General features: G+C 63.9%; 24 protein-coding genes and 1 riboswitch. Of the genes, 7 read left to right on the top strand and 17 right to left on the bottom strand.

Annotated elements, in window-relative coordinates; all coding sequences use genetic code 11:
• Positions 1-2 precede the first annotated feature (2 nt).
• Positions 3-398, bottom strand: a complete 396-nt coding sequence (locus XI06_RS30725; protein ID WP_237871387.1) for a hypothetical protein — start codon at positions 396-398, stop codon at positions 3-5.
• 277 nt (positions 399-675) lie between these two features.
• Between XI06_RS30725 and XI06_RS30720 the strand changes: the two genes are divergently transcribed.
• Both XI06_RS30720 and XI06_RS30715 read left to right on the top strand, forming a co-directional pair.
• Positions 676-1,113: a VOC family protein gene (locus XI06_RS30720; RefSeq protein WP_237871385.1), complete on the top strand. Its 438-nt coding sequence runs from the start codon at positions 676-678 to the stop codon at positions 1,111-1,113.
• A 303-nt stretch (positions 1,114-1,416) separates the two neighbouring features.
• The gene (locus XI06_RS30715; RefSeq protein WP_237871384.1) at positions 1,417-2,145 is read left to right on the top strand and encodes an SDR family oxidoreductase; all 729 of its coding nucleotides are present in this window, start codon (positions 1,417-1,419) and stop codon (positions 2,143-2,145) included.
• A gap of 163 nt (positions 2,146-2,308) precedes the next feature.
• Here XI06_RS30715 and XI06_RS30710 read toward each other — a convergent pair whose 3' ends face one another.
• The gene (locus XI06_RS30710; RefSeq protein WP_237871381.1) at positions 2,309-2,956 is read right to left on the bottom strand and encodes a glutathione S-transferase family protein; all 648 of its coding nucleotides are present in this window, start codon (positions 2,954-2,956) and stop codon (positions 2,309-2,311) included.
• Between the two features lie 247 nt (positions 2,957-3,203).
• Here XI06_RS30710 and XI06_RS30705 point away from each other — a divergent pair, with 247 nt between their 5' ends.
• Both XI06_RS30705 and XI06_RS30700 read left to right on the top strand, forming a co-directional pair.
• Positions 3,204-3,428, top strand: coding sequence for a DUF6429 family protein (locus XI06_RS30705; protein WP_237865863.1), 225 nt, complete (start codon positions 3,204-3,206; stop codon positions 3,426-3,428).
• Positions 3,429-3,435: 7 nt separating this feature from the next.
• Positions 3,436-3,990 carry an HD domain-containing protein gene (locus XI06_RS30700; protein ID WP_271607134.1) on the top strand — a complete coding sequence of 185 codons (555 nt, stop codon included), beginning with the start codon at positions 3,436-3,438 and terminating at the stop codon, positions 3,988-3,990.
• 141 nt (positions 3,991-4,131) lie between these two features.
• Here XI06_RS30700 and XI06_RS30695 read toward each other — a convergent pair whose 3' ends face one another.
• The 8 genes from XI06_RS30695 to XI06_RS30660 all read right to left on the bottom strand — a co-directional run bounded on the left by XI06_RS30695 (position 4,132) and on the right by XI06_RS30660 (position 10,949).
• Entirely contained in the window at positions 4,132-4,638 is a 507-nt protein-coding gene (locus XI06_RS30695; protein ID WP_237871377.1) for a mismatch-specific DNA-glycosylase, read from the bottom strand.
• A gap of 87 nt (positions 4,639-4,725) precedes the next feature.
• Positions 4,726-5,334 (bottom strand): hypothetical protein, encoded by a 609-nt coding sequence (locus tag XI06_RS30690; RefSeq protein WP_237865866.1) that lies wholly within the window; start codon positions 5,332-5,334, stop codon positions 4,726-4,728.
• A gap of 91 nt (positions 5,335-5,425) precedes the next feature.
• A complete protein-coding gene (thiC, locus tag XI06_RS30685) occupies positions 5,426-7,324 on the bottom strand; it encodes a phosphomethylpyrimidine synthase ThiC (RefSeq protein ID WP_237871373.1) in 1,899 nt (632 codons plus the stop codon).
• A 186-nt stretch (positions 7,325-7,510) separates the two neighbouring features.
• On the bottom strand, positions 7,511-8,119 hold the full coding sequence (locus tag XI06_RS30680) for a thiamine phosphate synthase (RefSeq protein WP_237871371.1): 609 nt from the start codon (positions 8,117-8,119) through the stop codon (positions 7,511-7,513).
• Positions 8,106-8,888, bottom strand: a complete 783-nt coding sequence (locus XI06_RS30675; RefSeq protein ID WP_237871369.1) for a thiazole synthase — start codon at positions 8,886-8,888, stop codon at positions 8,106-8,108. The genes XI06_RS30680 and XI06_RS30675 overlap by 14 nt, the downstream gene beginning before the upstream one ends.
• A 152-nt stretch (positions 8,889-9,040) precedes the next feature.
• Positions 9,041-9,238: a sulfur carrier protein ThiS gene (gene thiS, locus XI06_RS30670; protein ID WP_237865870.1), complete on the bottom strand. Its 198-nt coding sequence runs from the start codon at positions 9,236-9,238 to the stop codon at positions 9,041-9,043.
• Positions 9,239-9,245: 7 nt separating this feature from the next.
• A complete protein-coding gene (locus tag XI06_RS30665) occupies positions 9,246-10,256 on the bottom strand; it encodes an FAD-dependent oxidoreductase (protein ID WP_237865871.1) in 1,011 nt (336 codons plus the stop codon).
• Positions 10,244-10,385, bottom strand: a riboswitch (TPP riboswitch). (Overlaps the previous gene by 13 nt.)
• Before the next feature lie 27 nt (positions 10,386-10,412).
• Positions 10,413-10,949 (bottom strand): lytic transglycosylase domain-containing protein, encoded by a 537-nt coding sequence (locus XI06_RS30660; RefSeq protein ID WP_237871367.1) that lies wholly within the window; start codon positions 10,947-10,949, stop codon positions 10,413-10,415.
• Positions 10,950-11,193: 244 nt separating this feature from the next.
• On the opposite strand from XI06_RS30660, the gene XI06_RS30655 reads away from it, so the two are divergent.
• Positions 11,194-11,424 carry a hypothetical protein gene (locus XI06_RS30655; protein WP_237865939.1) on the top strand — a complete coding sequence of 77 codons (231 nt, stop codon included), beginning with the start codon at positions 11,194-11,196 and terminating at the stop codon, positions 11,422-11,424.
• Here XI06_RS30655 and XI06_RS30650 read toward each other — a convergent pair.
• Together XI06_RS30650 and XI06_RS30645 are read right to left on the bottom strand one after the other, a co-directional pair.
• Positions 11,421-12,758, bottom strand: coding sequence for an ATP-binding protein (locus XI06_RS30650; protein ID WP_237871365.1), 1,338 nt, complete (start codon positions 12,756-12,758; stop codon positions 11,421-11,423). The genes XI06_RS30655 and XI06_RS30650 overlap by 4 nt on opposite strands.
• Positions 12,759-12,773: 15 nt before the next feature.
• On the bottom strand, positions 12,774-13,514 hold the full coding sequence (locus XI06_RS30645; protein WP_237865874.1) for a response regulator: 741 nt from the start codon (positions 13,512-13,514) through the stop codon (positions 12,774-12,776).
• A gap of 181 nt (positions 13,515-13,695) precedes the next feature.
• Here XI06_RS30645 and XI06_RS30640 point away from each other — a divergent pair, with 181 nt between their 5' ends.
• Positions 13,696-14,274 (top strand): hypothetical protein, encoded by a 579-nt coding sequence (locus XI06_RS30640; protein ID WP_237871363.1) that lies wholly within the window; start codon positions 13,696-13,698, stop codon positions 14,272-14,274.
• A 217-nt stretch (positions 14,275-14,491) separates the two neighbouring features.
• Entirely contained in the window at positions 14,492-15,019 is a 528-nt protein-coding gene (locus tag XI06_RS30635) for a PRC-barrel domain-containing protein (RefSeq protein ID WP_237865876.1), read from the top strand.
• Positions 15,020-15,124: 105 nt separating this feature from the next.
• Here the strand turns inward: XI06_RS30635 and XI06_RS30630 are convergent, their stop codons facing one another.
• The 5 genes from XI06_RS30630 to XI06_RS30610 all read right to left on the bottom strand — a co-directional run bounded on the left by XI06_RS30630 (position 15,125) and on the right by XI06_RS30610 (position 20,885).
• Positions 15,125-16,333 (bottom strand): ABC transporter substrate-binding protein, encoded by a 1,209-nt coding sequence (locus tag XI06_RS30630; protein ID WP_237865877.1) that lies wholly within the window; start codon positions 16,331-16,333, stop codon positions 15,125-15,127.
• Between the two features lie 168 nt (positions 16,334-16,501).
• On the bottom strand, positions 16,502-17,329 hold the full coding sequence (locus tag XI06_RS30625; RefSeq protein ID WP_237865878.1) for an ABC transporter permease: 828 nt from the start codon (positions 17,327-17,329) through the stop codon (positions 16,502-16,504).
• The gene (locus XI06_RS30620) at positions 17,326-18,588 is read right to left on the bottom strand and encodes an ABC transporter permease (protein ID WP_237871361.1); all 1,263 of its coding nucleotides are present in this window, start codon (positions 18,586-18,588) and stop codon (positions 17,326-17,328) included. The genes XI06_RS30625 and XI06_RS30620 overlap by 4 nt, the downstream gene beginning before the upstream one ends.
• Positions 18,589-18,657: 69 nt before the next feature.
• Positions 18,658-19,728, bottom strand: a complete 1,071-nt coding sequence (locus XI06_RS30615; protein WP_237871359.1) for an ABC transporter substrate-binding protein — start codon at positions 19,726-19,728, stop codon at positions 18,658-18,660.
• 47 nt (positions 19,729-19,775) lie between these two features.
• A complete protein-coding gene (locus XI06_RS30610; protein WP_237871358.1) occupies positions 19,776-20,885 on the bottom strand; it encodes an ABC transporter ATP-binding protein in 1,110 nt (369 codons plus the stop codon).
• Positions 20,886-20,933 lie beyond the last annotated feature (48 nt).

Genomic DNA, 20,933 nt, shown 5'->3' with positions numbered 1-20,933 from the left:
CTTTACTCGCGGGCGGGCGTCGTGGCTCGCTTGTCAGTGGTGGCGGCCTGCGCGCGTTTGCCGGAGCGGATCATCAGGAACGATCCTGACGTGCCCGGCAGCCGCCAGCGTCCGTCGATCTCGGTCGCCTCTCCGTTCATGATGCCGTCATAGTGGACGATGTCGAAGCCGTAGCCCGGCGGCTCGTAGCGCTTGACGAACGACACCACGCTGCCGGCACGATGGCCCGTGATCGAGGCGTTGTGCGTCCGTAGCGGGCAGTGCGGATTGGAGCACGGCTCGGTGACGTGGCCTGAGAGCGCGCCGCCGGCCTCGATCAGTGTTGCCGTGAACGTGACCATTCCCGTGCCGGGTTGGATGTAAGTGCCGTCCCAGACACCGGAGAGATCGTCGCTCATGCGGCGGCTTCCTCGATATGATGTGCGCCGGTTGAGGCCCGGCTTTTCCGTCCCACGTTCTTCCACCCAAAGTCGTATCGCCCCGGTTCCGCGCTTGCAAGTGTCCGCACGCGACGTCCATGGGTCGCGGGATGCGCGGCCTCATCCGTTCGGTGTAGTCCGGTGCCGCTCAGGGGCAAAAAAGCGCTATTCCGCCTGTCGGATGATCGCCCGCTCGTTCGTCCTTCGGGTGACGGCGCACCCGCGTGCGTCCGGTTCGACGCAAAGGATAGCGCATATGACCTCCATCACGCCGTTTCTCTGGTTCGACAACAACGTTCCGGAAGCCGTCGCCTTCTACAAATCGGTGTTCCCCAATGCCAGGGTCGAGACCGTCAGCGACTTCATGGCGGTGTTCGAGCTCGAGGGACAGCGTTTCCACGCGCTCAACGGCGGGCCGCAATATCGCTTCAACGAGGCGGTGTCGTTCTTCATCAGCGTCGAGACGCAGGAGGAGGTCGACTATTTTTGGAAAGCGCTCACCGCCGACGGCGGCGAGGAATCCCGCTGCGGCTGGCTCAAGGACAAGTTCGGCCTGTCGTGGCAGGTCATTCCGGCGGCGCTCGGCCGCTATCTCGGCGATGCCGACCGGACCAAGGCCAACCGCGTCATGCAGGCGATGATGGGGATGCGGAAGATCGTGATTGCGGATCTGGATAGAGCCTACGCTGGGTGAGGCGCTGACGGTTCGCGGTTTGGTGTCATGTCGTATCCAAACCCATAGTGTCGTCTCGGCGAAGGCCGGGACCCATACCGCGTGATTTATCGGTTGCGGTCAATAGAAGTACCGAACGACGAGTCTTCGCCAAATCGCCGCCTGTGGTCATGGGTCCCGGCCCCCCGTGCGCAATTGCGCACTAGGCCGGGACGACGGCTGAGTGTGGGACGCTAGCGTTGATCCACCCGACGAGGCCTGTGATCCACATCGCCAATTCGCGTGGAGCCGCTATACTGCCGAGCTCGGTTGGATGGTGATCTCATGGCAAGAGAATTGGAAGGCAAGGTTGCGGCAGTGACCGGGGCGGCATCGGGCATTGGGCTTGCGAGCACTGAAGCCATGCTGGCCGCGGGCGCGCGCGTGGTGATGGTCGACCGCGACGAGGCCGCGCTCAACACGCTCCGCAACAAGCACGGCGACGCGATGATCCCGCTGGTCGTCGACCTGCTCGATCCCAAGGATTGCGCGACGCTGTTGCCGCGCGTGCTGGAGAAGGCAGGCCAGCTCGACATCTTCCATGCCAATGCGGGCACCTATGTTGGCGGCGACCTCATCGATGCCGACACCATGGCGATCGACCGGATGCTGAACCTGAACGTCAACGTCGTGATGAAGAACGTGCACGACGTGCTGCCGCACATGATCGCGCGCGGGAGCGGCGACATCATCGTGACGAGCTCGCTGGCGGCGCATTTTCCGACGCCGTGGGAGCCGGTCTATGCCTCGTCCAAATGGGCGATTAACTGCTTCGTCCAGACGGTGCGGCGCCAGGTCTTCAAGCACGGCATTCGCGTCGGCTCGATCTCGCCCGGTCCTGTTGTCACTTCGTTGCTCGCCGACTGGCCGCCCGAGAAGCTGCAGGAAGCGAGGGCTTCGGGCAGCCTGCTGGAGGCCAGCGAAGTCGCTGAAGTCGTGATGTTCATGCTGACCCGGCCGCGCGGCATGACCATCCGCGACGTCGTGATGATGCCGACGAATTTCGATCTCTAGGCATGTTCTCGTAGGGTGGGCAAAGGCGCGCGTCTTCGCGCGACGTGCCCACGTTCTGTTGGACTCATGGAGAGATCGTGGGCACGGCGCAAGAGCGCCTTTACCCACCCTACGGCACCGTGCCTAGCCGCCCGACGTTGTCGTGAACACTACGGCCTTGTGCCTAGCTGGCCGATGCCGCCGTGAACACCGCCAGCTGCGCATCGAACGCGCGTCGAAAGGCAGGCCGCGCTTCACCGCGGGCCACATAGGACGAGAGCGTCGGATAGGCCTCGAGCATGTTCGATGCATTCAACCGGCGCAGCACCGTCACCATCAGGAGATCGCCGGCGCTGAAGGCGCCGTCGAGCCAGTCGGCGCCGCCGAGATGACGGGAGAGTTCGTCGAGCCTGATACCGACGCGATTCCTCAGGATTGGCAGCCGCTCCTCATACCAGCTCTCGTCGCGTTCGAGCAGCACCGCCATTCCGAGCTCGACGATCGGCGGCTCGATCGTGTTGAGCGCGGCAAACATCCAGGCGATCGCGCGGCACCTCGCATTCGCGTCGTTCGGCAGCAATCCGTCATGACGCTCGGCGATGTGCAGCACGATCGCGCCGGTCTCGAACAGGGCGAGATCGCCGTCCTCATAGGTCGGTATCTGCCCGAACGGATGCAGCGCCAGATGGGCCGGCTGCTTCATGGCCTCGAACGACAGCAGGCGCACGTCGTAAGCCTGGCCGACCTCCTCGAGCGCCCAGCGCACCCGCATGTCCCGCGCCTGCCCCCGGCCGCGGTCGGGCGAGCTTTCGAAGGCGGTGATGGTGGGCATGTGGGGTCTCCGGGTGAATGTAACTCTGTCTCTAGGACGAACGAGCGGAGCGAATTCCGACAATGCCGTAGGGTGGGCAAAGGCGCGCCCTTCGCGCGACGTGCCCACGTTCTGTCGGACTCATGGAGCGGTGGTGGGCACGGCGCAAGAGCGCCTTTGCCCACCCTACAAAGCGGTGCCCTTGGGGAGCGTTGCGGATTGCCTGATGTGCATTAGGATAGTGCCAATACCGCACGGGGAGATCACAATGGCCATCAACACCGACAAGATCGACGACGCGGCGCTCGCCTTACTTCGCCTGACCCTGCACGATGGTTGTCGGGCGTGGAAGGGTTTCGACTGGGATGTGCTTGGCCGCCTCCACGACAAGGGCATGATTGATGATCCCGTCGGCAAGGTGAAGTCGGTGGTGTTCACCCCCGAAGGCCTCGAGCGTGCGAAGGCGCTGTTCAAGGAATTGTTCGAGGAGTGATGCCTCGATGAACCGCGAACAGCTAGCTGCCGCCTACGCGGCACCTGGCCGCCACTATCACAATCTGGCGCATATCGAGGATTGCCTGGCTGCACTCGCGCGGGTCGACGGTCTTTCCGCGGCCGAGCGCGAGACGGTGACGGAGGCGATCTGGTGGCGTGATGTCGTGTACGATCCTGCTAGGTCCGACAACGAGGAGCGCAGCGCGGAGCTCGCCGAGCAGTACGTCCGCACTGATCTTCGTCAGGACGTCGGCCGCCTGATCCGCCTGACCAAGACGCACGACGTTAGCGCCGGCGATCGCTTAGGGGCGATCCTGATTTCGATCGACCTCAGCATTCTCGGCACCGATCCCGCGCGCTATGACGCCTATGCCGCCGCGATCCGCCAGGAATTCAGCCACGTCAGTGAGGACGACTATCGCATCGGCCGCGCCCGGGTGCTCCGCCGTTTCGCCGCACGCGAGGTCATCTTTCCCGATCCTGACTTCGCCGCGATGTACGACCGCCCCGCCCGAGCAAATCTCGCGCGTGAAGTGGCGGCGCTGGGCGTCGGTGCGTAGGGTGGGTTAGCCGCTCACAAGCGCAGTCGTTCAACACGAAACGGTGCAAGGCGTAACCCACCGCGTGCGCCGCCGCGGCAACAGAAGCGGTGGGTTACGCCGGGCGGCCCGCGCTTCGCGCAGCCGCGCAGCTAACCCACCCTACGCAGCAATCCACCTCGCCAGCTCCCGCCACGGCTCCAGCGTCCAATGCCCCGACGCCGCACCGGATGGCGAGGGCAGCACGAAGATCTCCGGCAAGCTCTCATCCCGCTTCTGCCGTCCCAGCGCAATCGCAGCTGACGGCCTGCCATAAAACAAGCTCGCCGCCTTCTTGCTCGTGAACGCAATCGTCCTCGGCCGGTACTTCTCGATCTTCGCCCTGAAGCCGGGCACGTCGATCGTCTCCGCCGCGATCTGGTGATCCATCCCCGCGCCCGACTTGGAGAGATCGGTGAAGCCGATCCCGAGCTCGATCAGCGATGCGAACTCGCCCGGCTGATAGCGCCGCGGCGTGATCCCGGCCTCTTGGATCGCGCGCCAGAAGCGGTTGCCGGGATGAGCGTAGTAGTGCCCGAGTTCGGCCGAGCGCGTGCTGGCCGCGGTGCCGACGAAGACGAGGCGGAGGTTGGGGCGGAGTTGGTCGGGGAGGCGGTGGGGGAAGGGCAAATAAAGTATCCGTTGCGTACAGCTCGCATAAGGATCGGCTACACGCGGAGCGAACGTTGAGTTCAGGTGTCCATTCGTTCGTCCGAGCTACGCCTGCTTTTTGAATAGAGCAGTATGGACAGATCCCGTTTCGGCGCTCTGCATGCCAACATACAGGATGGTTTCATCATCAGGAAATTTTATAAGATGGTGATTTAAGAGGCGGATCAATCTTTCTCGCCATGAAGGAAATAAGCTCTCAAGTTCATTCAGTGACTGTTCTTCTCGATATGGGTTATTTGCATGCATTAGAGTCCCGATCTTGCCGTGCGCTTCAACCAGTTCGTCAAGCGTTAAGAACCCAACTGAGACGGGTTTCCATTCGTCCTTCGCGCTTTTGTTTGTCGACGGTACTCGATCGATTGGGTTCGGAAAGAATCCAGGGTTCTTGCTTTTGACGATCACGACAATCTTCGTTACCTGCCATTCTTTGGCTAGTTTGCGTGTCAGCCCTTCAAATAAATGCTGATGAGACGTCAGCGTTGCTAAAATTACCAACTCAAAGATCTTGCGGAATTGTAGAGCCACGAATTCGATGTTTGTGTATTTGAATGATGTCGTCTTTCTCTCGTAAAGTATCTCGTCTATTGCGATTTGCCTGCGCTTAATCTCCTCCATGCACCTAGTGTAGTTTGCATAGTCAGGTTCGCCAGCCATTCTGCCCACTCCAATTCAAGAGCCGGGCTTTCGCCCGGCTCTTGTAGGATCATTGCTTGCTATTTCGCGCGAGATTGGTCGTGGGTGCCCCTCACAACACCCGATTGCTCTCCTTCACCTTCTCCGCATCCAGATAAACGCTGCTGCCCATCTCCTTGAACTTCGCGCTCATCTTGGCCATGCCGTCTTCGGCCGTGCCCTGCATCGACATGCCCACGCTGTTCGGATCGTTCAGCGTCGCCGCGTAGTCCCGCACGTCCTGCGTGATCTTCATCGAGCAGAACTTTGGGCCGCACATCGAGCAGAAATGGGCGACCTTGTGGGCTTCCTTCGGCAGGGTCTCGTCGTGGAAGTTCTTCGCGGTGTCGGGGTCGAGGCCGAGGTTGAACTGGTCGCTCCAGCGGAAGTCGAAACGGGCGCGGGAGAGGGCGTCGTCGCGCAGCTGGGCGGCCGGGTGGCCCTTGGCGAGATCGCTGGCGTGGGCGGCGATCTTGTAGGTGATGACGCCGGTCTTGACGTCGTTGCGATCGGGTAGCCCAAGATGCTCCTTCGGCGTGACGTAGCAGAGCATGGCGCAGCCGAACCAGCCGATCATGGCAGCGCCAATCCCTGAGGTGATGTGGTCGTAGCCCGGCGCGATGTCGGTGGTCAGCGGTCCAAGCGTGTAGAACGGCGCTTCGCCGCACTCCTTGAGCTGCTTGTCCATGTTGATCTTGATCTTGTGCATCGGCACGTGGCCGGGGCCCTCGATCATGACCTGGCAGCCCTTGTCCCACGCAATCTTGGTGAGCTCGCCGAGCGTCTCCAGCTCCGCGAACTGCGCGCGGTCGTTGGCGTCAGCGATCGAGCCCGGACGCAGGCCGTCGCCGAGCGAGAACGAGACGTCATATTTGCGCATGAGGTCGCAGATCTCGTCGAAATGCGTGTAGAGGAAGCTCTCCTTGTGATGCGCCAGGCACCACTTCGCCATGATCGAACCGCCGCGGCTGACGATGCCGGTGACGCGGTTGGCAGTGAGGTGGATGTAGGACAGGCGCACGCCGGCGTGGATGGTGAAATAGTCGACGCCCTGCTCGCACTGCTCGATCAGCGTGTCCTTGTAGAGTTCCCAGGTCAGCTTGACGGGATCGCCGTTGCACTTCTCCAGCGCCTGGTAGATCGGCACGGTGCCGATCGGCACCGGCGCGTTGCGCAGGATCCATTCGCGGGTGGTGTGGATGTTGCGGCCCGTCGAGAGGTCCATCACGGTGTCGGCGCCCCAGCGGATCGCCCACACCATCTTCTCGACCTCTTCTTCGACCGACGAGGTCACCGCCGAGTTGCCGATATTGGCGTTGATCTTGGTCAGGAAGTTGCGGCCGATGATCATCGGCTCGAGTTCGCTGTGGTTGATGTTGGAGGGGATGATGGCGCGGCCGCGGGCGATTTCGCTGCGCACGAACTCCGGGGTGATGAAGGCGGGGACCGAGGCGCCAAAGCTCTCGCCGTCGGCGAGGGCGGCTTCGGCGCGCTCGAGCTGCTCTTTGCGGCCGAGATTTTCGCGGGCGGCGACGTAGATCATCTCCTTGGTGATGATGCCGGCGCGGGCGAATTCGAGCTGGGTGATCTTGTGGCCGTCGAGGCCGCGCAGCGGCTTGTGATAGGCGGCGAAGGAACGCGCGGCCTTGTCGGTGGAGAGGTTGCCGTTGTCCTCCGGCTTGACCTGGCGGCCCTCATATTCCTCGACGCCGCCGCGCTCCAGCACCCAGGCCTTGCGACCGCGGGGCAGGCCGGCGTTGACGTCGATGGTGACGGATGGATCGGTGTAGGGGCCCGAGGTGTCATAGACCGGCAGGTTCGGCTCGCCCGCGCCTTCGGAGAGAATGATCTCGCGCAGCGGCACGCGCAGATCGGGCGCGGCGTCGGGCGAGGCGAAGATCTTTCGCGAGGACGGCAGCGGGCCGGTGGTGACGGCGGGGACGGTTTTTTCAGGGTTGGAGCGGATGTTCATGGGATCCTCCTTAATTCAGTTCGTTTGTGTCGCTGAGCAAGCGTCGATTGCGGCTGTCATCCCCGCGAAGGCGGGGATCCAGTATTCCAGAGGCCGCGCGGCTCAAGCCGAAAAGCCGCGGCGTACTGGATCGCCCGGTCAAGCCGGGCGATGACAGTGGGGTGTGGGGTGAGAGCGGAGTGCGCATCACGCCGCCTCCTTCGACTGGCCGAGCCACTGCCGCACCCGCGCGTCGGGATCGGCATTCTGGGTAACATCGGATACGACGGCGATGGAATCCGCGCCCGCGGCAAAGATCTCCGCGGCGTGCTCGAACTTGATGCCGCCGATCGCGACCAGCGGGATGTTGCCGACGCGCTTCTTCCATTCCGTGATCTTGGGAATGCCCTGCGGTTCGAAGCGCATCGATTTGAGCGTGGTGAAGAAGATCGGGCCGAGCGCGATATAGTCGGGCTTGGCCTTGAGCGCCGTTTCGAGCTCGTCGTCGTCATGGGTGGAAACGCCGAGCGACAGGCCGGCTTCGCGGATGGCCTTGAGGTCGGCGTCCGCCAGATCTTCCTGGCCGAGATGCAGATACTTTGCGCCGGCGACGATCGCCGCGCGCCAATAGTCGTTCACGACCAGCCTGGCCTGCGTGCCCTGCGTGATCGCCAGTGCGTCGGTGACGATCTGCAAGGCCTGCGAATCGTCGAGATTTTTCGCACGCAGCTGGATGGTGCCGACGCCGAGCTTGGTCAGGCGCTCGACCCAGTCGAGACTGTCGACGACGGGATAGAAACGATCAGGATACGGCATGCCAGAACGGGGTCCCAACGACAGGGGTGGAAGGGGAGGCGAAATCGCGGGCGTTCATCAGCCCGGCTTCATAAGCGGTGCGGCCGGCATCACAGCCGAGGCGGAAAGCCCTGGCCATCGCGACGGGATCGGCGGCTTTTGCAATTGCGGTGTTGAGCAGCACGGCGTCATAGCCGAGCTCGAGCGCTTCGGCCGCGTGGCTCGGTGCGCCGATGCCGGCGTCGACCACCAGCGTGATGTCGGGCAGGCGCTCGCGCAGCAGCTTGAGTGCGTCGCGGTTGATGATGCCCTTGGCGCTGCCGATCGGCGCGGCCCACGGCATCACCACCTTGCAGCCGGCGTCGACCAGGCGGTTCGCGACTGACAGATCCTCGGTGCAATAGGGGAACACCTCAAAGCCGTCCTTGATCAGGATGGCGGCGGCTTCGACGAGGCCAACGACGTCGGGCTGCAGCGTGTCGTTGTCGGCGATGACCTCCAGCTTGATCCAGGAGGTGCCGAACAATTCGCGCGCGAGCTTTGCCGTGGTCACGGCTTCGCGCACGCTGCGGCAGCCGGCGGTGTTCGGCAGCACCGTGACGTCGAGCTCGCGGATCAGCTTCCAGAACGCGTCGCCGGTCTTGCCGCCGGCGGATTCGCGCCGCAGCGACACCGTGACGATGTTCGAGCCGGAGGCGCGGATCGCGTCCTGCATGATCGCGGGCGAAGGATAGAGCGCGCTGCCGGTCAGCAGGCGGGAGTCGAAAGTCTTGCCGTAGAAGGTCACCATTTGGGAGGTGTCTCCTTGAATGACGGTGTCATCCCCGCGAAGGCGGGGATCCAGTATTCCAGAGGCCGTGCCGTGATACGGAGGAGCCGCGGCGTACTGGATCGCCCGGTCAAGCCGGGCGATGACAGCGGAGTGTGTGGTGCATTCATCAATCACCCTCCCTGCCGCGGCGTGATGATCTCGATCTCGTCGCCGGCTTTCAGTGCGGTCTCGGCCCAGCGGCTTTTCGGGACGACGTCGTAATTGAGTGCGATGGCGAAATGCGTGCCCTCGTAGTCGAGCTCGGAGAGCAGCGCATCGACGCTGACTGAGCTGATCTCGCGTTGCTCGCCGTTGATGATCACAAGCATTGGACGATCACGCACATTGCATCACCTCATTGTCGATCTGGCCGCGCTCGACGAAGTTGAGCGTCAGTTCGGCCAGCGCAGGGGCGATCAGGAAACCGTGGCGGTAGAGCCCGTTGACGCTGATCTTGCCGCCGCGCACGCCGATGCGCGGCAAATTGTCGGGAAAGGCCGGGCGAAGGCCGGAGCCGAATTCGACGATGCGGGCTTCGCCAAAGGCCGGATGCACGGCATAGGCCGCACCCAGCAGCTCCAGCGCGGAGCGGACGGAAACGCCGGTGTCCTCGGCCTCGATCGAGGTTGCGCCCAGCATGAACAGATTGTCCTCGCGCGGGATCACGTAGAGCGGCCAGCGCGGATGGATCAGCCGCACGGGGCGCGACAGCTGCACCTCGCTGGTCTCGATCAGGATCATCTCGCCCTTGACGCCGCGCAATTCCGGCTGCTCGTCGCGGGCGCCAAGGCCGCGGCAGTCGATGACGAGCCCCTCAAGGTCGTTGGCGCTGACATCGCTGCCGAACTTGATGGTGCCGCCGGCGGCGACGATGCGCGCGTGCAGCTTCGGCAGCACGCGGCGCGGCTCGACATGGCCCTCGGTCGGGAAGAACAGCGCATCGCGGAAACGGCCCTCCAGCGACGGCTCGAGCTCGGCGAGGCCAGCGGCATCGAGCCGGCGATGGCCCTCGGTCATGCGGGCAAAGCGCTCGAAATCGTTGCGCTCGCGCGGATGGGCGACGACGAGGGAGCCGTTGAAGGGGGTATCCGGCAGCTCGCGCCGCCAGATGTCGAGCGAGCGCAGCCCCAGGCGGCTGATGATGGGTTCGGCGACTTCCGCCTCGCAATAGGGCGCGAGCATGCCGCCGGCCCAATGGCTGGTGGCATCGGTCATGTCAGCGTCACTGCGCTCGTGTAGGGTCACGGCGTGGCCGGCCTGCGCGAATAACAGCGCCTGCCAGGCTCCGGCTATGCCTGCACCGATGATGGATACCGGGGAATCCGGTCGCTTGGTCGTCTGCAACATCCCTGTCCCTTCGCCGGCATGACCCGGATCAGGTTCAAAGGGTCACCGCGGTCTTGGGCAGCCGGTGTTGGCCGTATTGCCCATTTAGCGGTATCTCAGCTCCTCCTCGGAGCACCCCTCGGAACGGCTCTAATGTAGGCTAGTGGGGCAGGGTGGTCAACGCGTTTGGCCCGGAACCTGCGCCCGCGCGTTGCGGATATGCTGGGCGAGCTTCCTGTGCGGGGCTATGAACATCGGCTGCGGATTGCCGTTCGGCTCGAGCTGAGGTTCGAAGCTGGCCTCTCGCACCATCTCCTGACGTTGCCGCTTTGCAGCGTAGTAATAGCCGCCCGAGAAATAACGCACGGCTCGGTCATGGTCGCCATTGGCGGCATGATAGGCGCCGGCGAGGTACTTGACGGCGTAGGTGAGATTGGTGTTGGGGTCGCGCAGGCCGCTCGCATCGCCGGTGTAGCCGAGGCCGCGGGCCGTCGCGAGCTTGATCTGCATCAGCCCGATGGTGCCGCCATGGCCGACGAGGCCCGGCTGATAACGGCTCTCGCGCATGATGACGCGATGCACCAGCGCCTCCGGCACGCCGTTGGCGCGTGCATGCATCGCGACCATCTCGGCATAATCGGCCTGGCCTGCGAAGGCTGCCTGCGACGACATCAGTCCGGCCGCGACCAGCGCGGCAACGCGTAAAATTTTCATGTAAATCCCGGAGATCCTGAGTGACCTGCGCCGGCTGCCGTTAGGCCTGCCGAACGCGGCGATGATGTGGCCAAACGCCGCCGGTCCTGATTTTGCGGCGCCGAGCCGCCGTTACGACTCAATCCTGGCGCAGGAGTCTCTCAGGCGGACATCTCGCGACAGCGACCCTGTCTATTCGCAGATGTCAGCGAAAGCGAGTATGAAGCCCTCGCGAATCGGGAGAGGTGCCATGACAAAAGCAGCGATGACAAAAACAACCATGGTCAACACCCACAGCGGCGACATGTCCAGACAAGATCTGCCCACCCAGAACCCGTGTGCCCAGTGCGGCGCGCCGATCGCGCAGCCCGACTGGATCGAGCCGGGCGAGGGGCGGGTCTCCTATCTCTGGACATGCCACGCCTGCAATTATCGCTTCGAGGCGATCGCGATCTTCGACGAGCCTGCCGTCGAGTATCCGCCACTCGCGGCTTAAGCGGCGACCTGCGCCGCTAGCTTGGGCTGCTGCCACACCGGCAATTGCATCCGCACGATCAGCCCGTGCGGCTGACGGTCGTGCAGCGACAGCTCGCCGCCATGGGCGAGCGCGATCGCGCGCGCGATCGACAGGCCAAGGCCGAAGCCGGTGGAATCGTCCATGGTGCGCGCGTCGTCGCCGCGCACGAACGGCTCCAGCATCTCCTGCTTGCGCGCGTCCGAGATACCGGGGCCGTCATCCTCGACGTCGATGACGAGTTTTGTGCCGGATACATCGAGGCGGATCGTCACCTCGGCGCCGAAGCGCACCGCGTTCTCGACGAGATTGGTGACGCCGCGATGCAGATCGTCGGGGCGCGCTGCCGCGGTCGCGGATGAAGGGCCGTCATAATGCACGACATGGCCCATGTCGCCGAACTGGTCGGCGATGAGCTGCAGCGTGCTGGCGATATCGACCAGCGTCACCGCTTCGATCTTGCGGTCGTTGCGCAGCAGTGACAGCACGCTCTCCAGCATCGAGCGCATCTGGTCGAGGTCGATCAGCATGCGCTTGCGGTTGCCTTCGTCCTCGATGAACTCTGCGCGCAGGCGCAGCCGCGTGATCGGGGTGCGCAGGTCGTGGCTGATCGCCGCCAGCATCTTGGTGCGATCCGACATCAACCGCGCAATGCGCTCGTGCATGCGATTGAGCGCGCGGGCCACCGAGCGGATCTCCTCCGGGCCGCGCTCGGGCAGCGGATCGGCAGCACCGTCCAGGCTGAAATTCTCGGCCGCCTTGGCAAAGGACGACAAGGGCGCCGCCAGCGCGCGCGCGGCCCACAGGCCGAGCACGGTGATGCAGATGAAGGCGGTCATCAGCGTCACCAGCCACGGTGCGCCCCAGAACCACGGACGCGGACCGTTCTCGACGTGGCCTGCGATCACGGTGCCGTCAGGCAATTCCACGCCGACGCGATGCGCATCGCCCTTTGGCGCAAGCTGCACCACCTTGTAGCCGCGGGCGAGATGGCGGCGGATCCCACGCAGGTGCTGGGCTTCGCTGTCGTCGACCGACGCCGCCGTGCCGGGCGCCAATTTCTCGAGGTTGAGCTTCGGGAAGGCGCGCGCGAGATCTGCGATGAGGCGCGGCCGGTCGTCGGGGCTCGCCGAGCCGAGCAGCAGCGCCGCGTCGGTCAGTTGATGTGCGCCATCAGGCGGGCTGTCCGGACGATCGGGGCGGCTGAGCAGGAAGGCGGTGGTGACGACGAGATGCAGCGCGACGGTCGAAGCCAGCACCAGCGCGGCGATCTGTCCGCCGATACCCTTGAGGTGAAAGAACCCGAACGGCTTCATCGTCGCAAAGCCCGATCAGTTGCTCTGGGGTGTGGCAAACACTTCCGTCCGAGGCGTAAACAGGTAGCCGCCCGAACGCACCGTCTTGATGATGGTGGGGTCGGCCGGATTGGGCTCGATCTTGCGGCGGATGCGGCTGACCAGCACGTCGATGGAGCGCTCGAACGAACCGGTGTTGCGGCCCTGCGTGAGGTCGAGCAGGCTGTCGCGGGACAGCACGCGCCCGGGGCGCTCGCAGAACGTCCTGAGCAGGTCGAACTCGGCGCTGGTCACCGCGACGCGGGCGCCTTCCGGATTGCGCAGCTCGCGCAGGCGCAAGTCGATGCGCCAGCCTTCGAAGACAAGTGTAGAGGCGCCCTCGATCGAGCTCGCGGCCTGGGCGGAGGCCTGACGCCGCAGCACCGCGTTGATGCGGGCGAGCAGCTCGCGCGGGTTGAACGGCTTCGGCAGGTAATCGTCCGCGCCCATCTCGAGGCCGACGATGCGGTCGACGTCCTCGCCGCGCGCGGTCAGCATGATGATTGGCGTCTGCGCCTCGGAACGTACCTTGCGGCACAGGCTGAGGCCATCTTCGCCGGGCAGCATGACGTCGAGGATGATGAGATCAACGCGGTGGTCCGCCATGGCGCGCGACATCTCGCGGCCGTCGCTCACGGCGGTGACGTTGCAGGAGTTGTTGCGCAGATATTTCGCGATCAACGTCCGGGTTTCGCGATCGTCCTCGACGACCAGGATATTGGGAGATGGAATGGCCATGGGCCTTGTTTGTCCAAGATTCGGGCCAAAAGGCGAAGATTATTGTTTCAGTGTGTTTCCGGGCGAATGTCCGCAACGCCCCGCAACGACACCGTCGTCGTACGGCAAGGTCTCGTTAAGTCCGGTAACCATACCGTGGCGCAGTTGCGTACGAAACCCCCGCAAAAACCACGGTGCTATCATGACTTCGATTTCGGCAGCCTCCGCCAGTCTTCACCAGTCGCCGCTCCAGCGGCTGCAGCAGGAATTGCAATCGCAAGTGTCGGACGGCACGATCTCGTCGTCCGACCAGTCCGCTCTCACCACAGCCCTGCAGGACATCGATACGGCGCTCCAGCAGAGCCAGCCCAGCGATCAATCCAGCGGCACCAAGCCGTCCAAGGATGGCCTGAAGTCCAAGATCGACGACCTCATCTCCAATGAGGTCTCGAACGGCACGCTGACGTCGAGCCAGGCCGACGAGCTGAAGGGCGTGTTTCAGTCCGCCTTTAGCAAGGGGCCCGGCGGCGCTCACGGCGCCGGTGGTCCGCCTGCGGGGCCGCCGCCGTCGGATGGCGGCTCTTCGGATTCTTCGACATCGACGACGGACGCGACGAGCAGCAGCTCGACCGACAGCAGCACGGCGAAAATCCTCGAGCAGTTTCTCCAGGCGCTGCAGCAGTCGCAGTCTTCGTCGAATTCATTATACGGCGCCAACGGCAGTGCGACGAGCGCGAGCAGCACGGACATCTCCGCGCTTCTGATCGACTACAAGAGCTGACCTGCGCGACGCTAGGTCGGCGCGTTCCTCGCCGCGAGCATGCTTCGTCCCAGGGCGCATGATCGTCGGCGGGGAACTGTGCATCCCCGCACGTTCCAGGAACTTTTCCTCGCGCCGCAGCGCCGCAAGGGCGCAACGAAATTGCCGCATGTTAGGAACCGTGCGTGTTCGTCGCTGTTCTCTCAGCACAAGTTTTCTGCTGAAGGAGAGGACAACCATGTTGATGAAATCGATCGCCGCCGGCCTTGCCGGCACCGCTTTGCTTGCGACCGTTGCGTTTGCGCAAAATCCGACCACCACCGCCGACAAGGCGCCGACCGCTACGACGACGACAACCACAAGTGCGTCGGGTGAATGGCGCGTCTCGAAGATGGCGGGCGTGAAGGTCTACAACGACGCCAACGAGAACATCGGCTCGATCAACGACCTGCTGATGGACAAGAGCGGCGCCGTGAAGATCGCCGTGATCGGCGTCGGCGGCTTCCTCGGCATGGGCGAGCATCTCGTCGCCGTGCCCTATGAGAAGCTGAAGTTCGTCAATGAGGCTGTGGCCTATACCGGCACCAGTGCGAACCCGAATGCCAAGCCCGCCGCGACCACTACGACCGGCGCCGCGACCGGCACCGAGAAGACGACCACCACCACGACGGCATCGTCGAGCTCGAAGTGGTATCCGGACCACGCCGTGTTCAATGCGTCCAAGGACGAGCTGAAGAACATGCCCGAGTTCAAGTACTCCGAGTAATAAACGTCGCGTGAGTGCTGAAACGAAGCGCGCCCGGCTTTGACCGGGCGCGCTGTCGCGTCTTCTTTTCTTTCACCTTTCCCCGGTTGCGGGGGGAGAGGAGCTTTACTTCACCAGCGGGCAGCCGCCCTTGTCGAGCGGACGGAAAGCTTCGTCGCCGGGCACCGTGGTGACCAGCTTGTAGAGGTCCCACTCGCCCTTGGATTCTTCCGGCTTCTTCACCTCGTACAGATTCATGTCGTGGACCATGCGGCCGTCAATGCGGATCTTGCCGTTCTTGGCGAAGAAGTCGTTGATCGGCGTCTTGCGCATCTGCTCCATCACCTTCGGAGCTTCGTCGGTCTTGATGGCCTCGATCGCCTTCAGATAGTGCATCGTCGCCGAATAGAGGCCGGCCTGGATCATGGTCGGCATGTGGCCGACCTTGTCGTTGAAGCGCTTGGAGAAGGCCCGGGTCTCGTCATTCGTGTCCCAGTAGAACGCATCCGTGATGATCAGGCCCTGCGTCGCCTTGATGCCAAGCGAATGAACGTCGGTGATTTCCATGAGCAGCGCGATCATCTTCTGACCGCCTTGCGTGATGCCGAATTCGGCCGCCTGCTTCAGCGCATTGGTGGTGTCGCCGCCGGCGTTTGCCAGCGCGACGACCTTGGCTTTCGAGGCCTGGGCCTGCAGCAGGAACGAGGAGAAGTCCGACGAATTGAGCGGATGGCGGACGTCGCCGAGCACCTTGCCGCCGCTCTCCTTGACGACGTTGGCGGCGTCACGCTCGAGCGCCATGCCGAAGGCGTAGTCGGCGGTGACGAAGAACCAGGTGTCCTCGCCGCGCTTGACCATGGCCTTGCCGGCGACGTTGGACAGCGCGTAGGTGTCGTAGGTCCAGTGCACGGTGTTGGGTGAGCAGGCGACGCCGGTGATGTCGGACGAGCCCCCGCCCGAATTGATGTTGATCTTGTTCTTCTCGCGCGTCAGCGCCGAGATCGGCAGCGCGACCGAGGAGGTCGGCACGTCCATGACGGCGTCCACCTTCTCATTGTCGTACCAGTTGCGGGCGATATTGACGCCGACGTCGGGCTTGTTCTGGTGGTCGGCGGACACGATCTGGATCGGCACGCCCGCGACCTTGCCGCCGTAATCGGCGACGGCCATCTCGACGGCGGCGAGCGAGCCCTTGCCGGTCGCATCGGCGTAGAGGCTCGACATGTCCGTGAGCACGCCGAGCTTGACCACGTTGTCGGAAATCTGCGCCTGCGCCGCGCCGCAGCTTGCGGCGACGGCGAAGCTTGCCGCGACCGCGGCGATGAGTTTATGCATATCGTTTCTCCCTCAGCATTGTTGTTTGGGCTTTGTTGCGGGGACTGTTCTAGCGGCTATTGGAGATCGCAGCTAAGCGCTCCACGCCATAGCAGGATGCAAAATCGGAAGGGGCGGGCGGTGTGCCTTCGCCTCTCCCCGCTTGCAGGCGGGCCGAGGGAGAAGCCCTCAACCGCTACCCTTCAGCCGTTCGTTGCGCCGGCGCAGGCCTTCCAGCGTCGCAAGCAGGATGACCGAGACCGTCGTGAGGATCACCGCGGCTGCCGTGATGGTCGGGCTGATGTTCTCGCGGATGCCGCTGAACATTTCGCGCGGCAGGGTGCGCTGCTCAGGCCCCGCCATGAACAGCACGATCACGACCTCGTCGAAGCTGGTCGCGAAGGCGAACAGGGCGCCCGATGCGACGCCGGGCAGGATCAGCGGCAGGATCACGCGGCGGAACGCTTCAAGCGGCGCGGCGCCGAGCGAGGCGGCGGCGCGGGCGAGGTTGGTGTCGAAGCTTTGCAGCGTCGCGCCGACGGTGATCACCACGAACGGCGTTGCCAGCGCGGTGTGAGCGAGGATCAGGCCGAGATAGCTGCCGGTGAGGCCAATCGGCGCGAAGAAGAAATAGAGACCCACTGCGGTGATGACGCCGGGCACGACGACCGGCGACAGCACGAACGCCAGCACCAACGGCTTGAACCGGCTCTTCCACTGCGCCAGCCCAAGAGCTGCCAGCGTGCCCAGAACCATGGACAGCAGCGTCGAGGCGACGCCGATGATCATGCTGTTCTTCAGCGAATTCATCCAGCGCGCCGAACTGATGAAATCCTCATACCAGCGCAAGGAGAGGCCCGGCAGCGGATAGGTGAGATAGGAGCCCGAGCTGAAGGACAACGGCATGATCGCCAGGATCGGCGCGATCAGGAAGATGAACACCAGCGTCGAGATGACGATGGTCGCGATCCATGCGATGCGCTGGCTGGGCGTGCGGAGGGAAGGCGCGTCGCTCAATTCTTCATCCCTCCGGTCACCTGCTGGCCCTGCACCAGCTTGCCGTAGACGAGCGCGAGCAGGACGGTCGCCAGCAGCAGCACTGCACCCAGCGCCGACGCAAGGCCCCAATTGGCTGTTTCGGTGGTGTAGAGCGCGATGAAGTAGCTGATCATCTGGTCGGCGGCGCCGCCGACCAGCGCCGGCGTGATGTAATAGCCGAGCGCCAGGATGAAGACGAGCAGGCTCCCGGCGCCAATGCCGGGCAGCGTTTGCGGCAAATAGATTCGCAGGAAGGCGGTGACGGGCGACGCGCCGAGCGAGGCGGCGGCCCGCATGTAGGCCGGCGAGATCGCCTTCATGCTGCTGTAGAGCGGCAGGATCATGAACGGCAGTAGCACGTGGGTCATGGCCACGCAGACACCGAAGCGGTTGTAGATCAGGCGCAGCGGCTCGTCGATGATGCCGAGCCAGCGCAGGCTGTCGTTGACGACGCCCTTGCTCTGCAACAGCACGATCCAGGCGCAGGTGCGGACCAGAAGCGAGGTCCAGAACGGCAGCAGCACGAAGATCATCAGCAGGTTCGACCGGCCCGGCGGCAGCGTTGCCAGCAAATAGGCGACCGGAAAGCCAAGGATCAGGCAGAGCACCGTGACACCAAGACTGATGAGGAAGGTACGGGCGAACACCTCGCGGTAGATGGCCTGATCAGGCGGGGCCGCGACGATTGCGCCGTCGGCGTTCCTGACAAGGTCGAGCGCCCCCAGCAGGTAGAAGCTGGTGACTGGACCACTTGCCCTTTTGATCGTCGTCCAGGTGGCGCGGTCGCGCCAGGCTGCGTTGATCTTGCCCAGCGTCTCCTTGGCCGTGCCCGGCCCCGGCATCGCTTTCAGATTGCGCGCGGTGCTGGTGAGGATCGTGCGAAAGCCGTTTTGGGCGTAGTTGAGCCGCTTGGCCGCGATGGCAATGGTGCCGGCGTCGCGCGCAGCCTGAATGTCGCCTGCCAGGGCTGCATAGGTCTTTTCGTCCGGCAGTTCCTTGCCGTCCCAATTGGCGAGAGCCACGACGGTTTGCGGCAGAACCTGGCGCACCTCGCGGTCATCGACGGCGTGCCACAGCATGCCGGCGATGGGCCCGGCGAAGGTGAACAGCAGAAACAGCAGCAACGGTCCGACGAGCGCGAACGCCTTGAGCTGGCGCGCGCGCTCCGCCCGCTTCAGGCGGCGCTTGAGCGGCACTTCGGTCTCGGCACCGGCGCCGGTGAAGGACGCTGCTGTCATGGCGTGATCATTTCAGGCAAGAGGCACAAGCGAAGGGGAGCGCCTCTCCGCCTGTGCCATACGGCCGCATTACTTCGCGGCCCATTTGTTGAAGCGCTCGGTCAACTTGTCGATGTTCTCGAGCCAGAAGGCGACATTGATCTCGACCGCGTTCTTGATGTTATCGGGCGCGGTCGGCAGATCCTTCAGCACGGCCGGCTGGATCAGCGCAGCGGCGTCCTTGTTCGAAGTGCCATAGGCGATGTTCTCCGAAAGCTTCGACTGGTTCTCGGCCTTGCCTGCGAACTCCAGGAACTTGTAGGCCGCGTCCTTGTTCGGGCTGCCCTTCAGGATGACCCAGCTGTCGAGGGTGAAGAGCGCGCCATCCCACACCATGCCAAAATTCTTCTTCTCGTTCTTGTTCGCGGTGTCGATGCGGCCGTTATAGACCGAGGTCATCGCCACCTCGCCGGAGGCGAGCAATTGCGGCGGCTGGGCGCCGGCCTTCCACCAGACGAGGTCGCCCTTGATGGTGTCGAGCTTCTTGAATGCGCGATCGACGCCCTCGTCGGTCGCCAGCACCTTGTAGACGTCCTGCGGAGGCACGCCGTCGGCCATGAGGGCGATCTCCAGCGTGGTCTTCGGGCCCTGGCGCAAGGCGCGCTTGCCCGGAATCTTCTTGGTGTCGAAGAAGTCGGCCCAGCTCTTGGGCGCTTCCTTCAGCTTGTCCTTGTCGTAGCCGAGCACGAAGTCATACAGGATCGCGCCGACGCCGCAGGGATTGACCGACGGCTTGATATAGGCGCCCTCGCCGCCGATCTTGGAATAGTCCAGCTTCTCGTACAGGCCTTCCTCGCAGCCGACGGCGAGCTCGTCGCTCTCGACCTGGACGACATCCCAGGTGGCGGCGCCACCCTGCACCTTGGCGCGCAACACGCCGACGCCGCCGTCCCAGGACTCGTCGTTCATGGGAACGCCTGATGCCTTCTTGAACGGCTCGAAGTACACCTTCTTCTGTGCATCCTGATACGCGCCGCCCCACGACACGACGGTGAGGTCACGCGCCTGCGCAACCGTCACCAGCGCTGCGCTGACGGTGAACGCCGCGAGGAAACCCAGAGCAATCTTGCCAGTCGTCTTGCTGGTCTTGCGCTTCAACATGGTCCTTGTCCTTCTTCAGGTGAGTTGCGTTGAGGTTGATCGATCAATCAAACGGGGTCGAGCGCGAGGCAGTCCTCGGGGCGGAAGGTGATGAAGACACTTTCACCGTGGCTCAGGCTGTCAAGCAAGCCCGGCTGCAGCTTGACCATGAACTCGCTATTCCCTGCGACGTCGAGCACGGCCAGCGCGTGGTCGCCGAGATAGATGGTGTTTTGTACCTTGGCCGGCAGCCGGTTCGGTCCATCGCTGGACGCGCCATCCGGGACGATGGCGATCCGCTCCGGCCGCACCGACAGCGAGGTCGCGGCGCCCGCGCCTGATATGTTGACCGCACGGGCCATGACGGTGCCGCCGGCCTTAAGCGCGACGCGGCAATAGTCCTTGTCGATCGTCTCGACGGTGCCTGAGAGCACGTTGTTCTCGCCGACGAAATTGGCAACGAAGCTGTTCACCGGGCGCTCGTACAGCGCGTCGGGCCTGTCGATCTGCTGCACGATGCCGTCGTTGAACACGGCGATGCGGTCCGACATGGTGAGCGCTTCGCTCTGGTCGTGGGTGACGTAGACGACGGTGATGCCCATCGTCTCGTGCAACTGCTTGATCTCCAGCTGCATCTGCTCGCGCAAGCGCTTGTCGAGTGCGCCAAGCGGCTCATCCATCAGCACGAGCTGCGGGTTGAAGACCAGCGCGCGGGCCAGCGCCACGCGTTGCTGCTGGCCGCCCGACAGTTGCCCGGGGCGCCGCTGCGCCAGCGTTTCCATCTTGATCATCCGCAGCGCCGCCTTGACGCGCTCCTGCGTTTCCGCCTTGCTCGTCTTGCGGACGGACAGCGGGAAGGCGACGTTTTCCTCGATCGTCAAGTGCGGAAACAGGGCATAGTTCTGGAACACCATGCCGATGTCGCGCTTGTGCGGCGGCATGTTCTTGATCGGGCGGTCTGCAATATAAATCTCGCCCTGGGTCGGGACCTCGAAGCCGGCCAGCATCATCAGCGTGGTCGTCTTGCCCGAGCCCGATGGGCCGAGCAGGGTGACGAACTCGCCCTTCCTGATGTCGAGATCGAGGTTCTTCACCACGAGGTGCTCGCCATCATAGGTCTTCTGGATGCCGGAAAAGCGCACCAGGGCCGGCGCAGTTGTGACGATGCCGGCTTCCATGATACCTCGCGATGTCCCCTACAAACCCTCGGCACCTCGTCGGAGGTT

The organism is Bradyrhizobium sp. CCBAU 11434 (assembly GCF_028128895.1).
Classification (GTDB): domain Bacteria; phylum Pseudomonadota; class Alphaproteobacteria; order Rhizobiales; family Xanthobacteraceae; genus Bradyrhizobium; species Bradyrhizobium zhengyangense.
The sequence above is the reverse complement of the archived record's forward strand: the minus strand, read 5'-3'. Positions and strand labels throughout refer to the sequence as shown.

Coding starts and splice junctions, on each gene's coding strand:
- XI06_RS30725 (WP_237871387.1), bottom strand. CDS start 398: ATGAGCGACGATCTCTCCGGTGTCTGGGACGGCACTTACATCCAACCC.
- XI06_RS30720 (WP_237871385.1), top strand. CDS start 676: ATGACCTCCATCACGCCGTTTCTCTGGTTCGACAACAACGTTCCGGAA.
- XI06_RS30715 (WP_237871384.1), top strand. CDS start 1,417: ATGGCAAGAGAATTGGAAGGCAAGGTTGCGGCAGTGACCGGGGCGGCA.
- XI06_RS30710 (WP_237871381.1), bottom strand. CDS start 2,956: ATGCCCACCATCACCGCCTTCGAAAGCTCGCCCGACCGCGGCCGGGGG.
- XI06_RS30705 (WP_237865863.1), top strand. CDS start 3,204: ATGGCCATCAACACCGACAAGATCGACGACGCGGCGCTCGCCTTACTT.
- XI06_RS30700 (WP_271607134.1), top strand. CDS start 3,436: ATGAACCGCGAACAGCTAGCTGCCGCCTACGCGGCACCTGGCCGCCAC.
- XI06_RS30690 (WP_237865866.1), bottom strand. CDS start 5,334: ATGGCTGGCGAACCTGACTATGCAAACTACACTAGGTGCATGGAGGAG.
- thiC (WP_237871373.1), bottom strand. CDS start 7,324: ATGAACATCCGCTCCAACCCTGAAAAAACCGTCCCCGCCGTCACCACC.
- XI06_RS30680 (WP_237871371.1), bottom strand. CDS start 8,119: ATGCCGTATCCTGATCGTTTCTATCCCGTCGTCGACAGTCTCGACTGG.
- XI06_RS30675 (WP_237871369.1), bottom strand. CDS start 8,888: ATGGTGACCTTCTACGGCAAGACTTTCGACTCCCGCCTGCTGACCGGC.
- thiS (WP_237865870.1), bottom strand. CDS start 9,238: ATGCTTGTGATCATCAACGGCGAGCAACGCGAGATCAGCTCAGTCAGC.
- XI06_RS30665 (WP_237865871.1), bottom strand. CDS start 10,256: ATGTTGCAGACGACCAAGCGACCGGATTCCCCGGTATCCATCATCGGT.
- XI06_RS30660 (WP_237871367.1), bottom strand. CDS start 10,949: ATGAAAATTTTACGCGTTGCCGCGCTGGTCGCGGCCGGACTGATGTCG.
- XI06_RS30655 (WP_237865939.1), top strand. CDS start 11,194: ATGACAAAAACAACCATGGTCAACACCCACAGCGGCGACATGTCCAGA.
- XI06_RS30650 (WP_237871365.1), bottom strand. CDS start 12,758: ATGAAGCCGTTCGGGTTCTTTCACCTCAAGGGTATCGGCGGACAGATC.
- XI06_RS30645 (WP_237865874.1), bottom strand. CDS start 13,514: ATGGCCATTCCATCTCCCAATATCCTGGTCGTCGAGGACGATCGCGAA.
- XI06_RS30640 (WP_237871363.1), top strand. CDS start 13,696: ATGACTTCGATTTCGGCAGCCTCCGCCAGTCTTCACCAGTCGCCGCTC.
- XI06_RS30635 (WP_237865876.1), top strand. CDS start 14,492: ATGTTGATGAAATCGATCGCCGCCGGCCTTGCCGGCACCGCTTTGCTT.
- XI06_RS30630 (WP_237865877.1), bottom strand. CDS start 16,333: ATGCATAAACTCATCGCCGCGGTCGCGGCAAGCTTCGCCGTCGCCGCA.
- XI06_RS30620 (WP_237871361.1), bottom strand. CDS start 18,588: ATGACAGCAGCGTCCTTCACCGGCGCCGGTGCCGAGACCGAAGTGCCG.
- XI06_RS30615 (WP_237871359.1), bottom strand. CDS start 19,728: ATGTTGAAGCGCAAGACCAGCAAGACGACTGGCAAGATTGCTCTGGGT.
- XI06_RS30610 (WP_237871358.1), bottom strand. CDS start 20,885: ATGGAAGCCGGCATCGTCACAACTGCGCCGGCCCTGGTGCGCTTTTCC.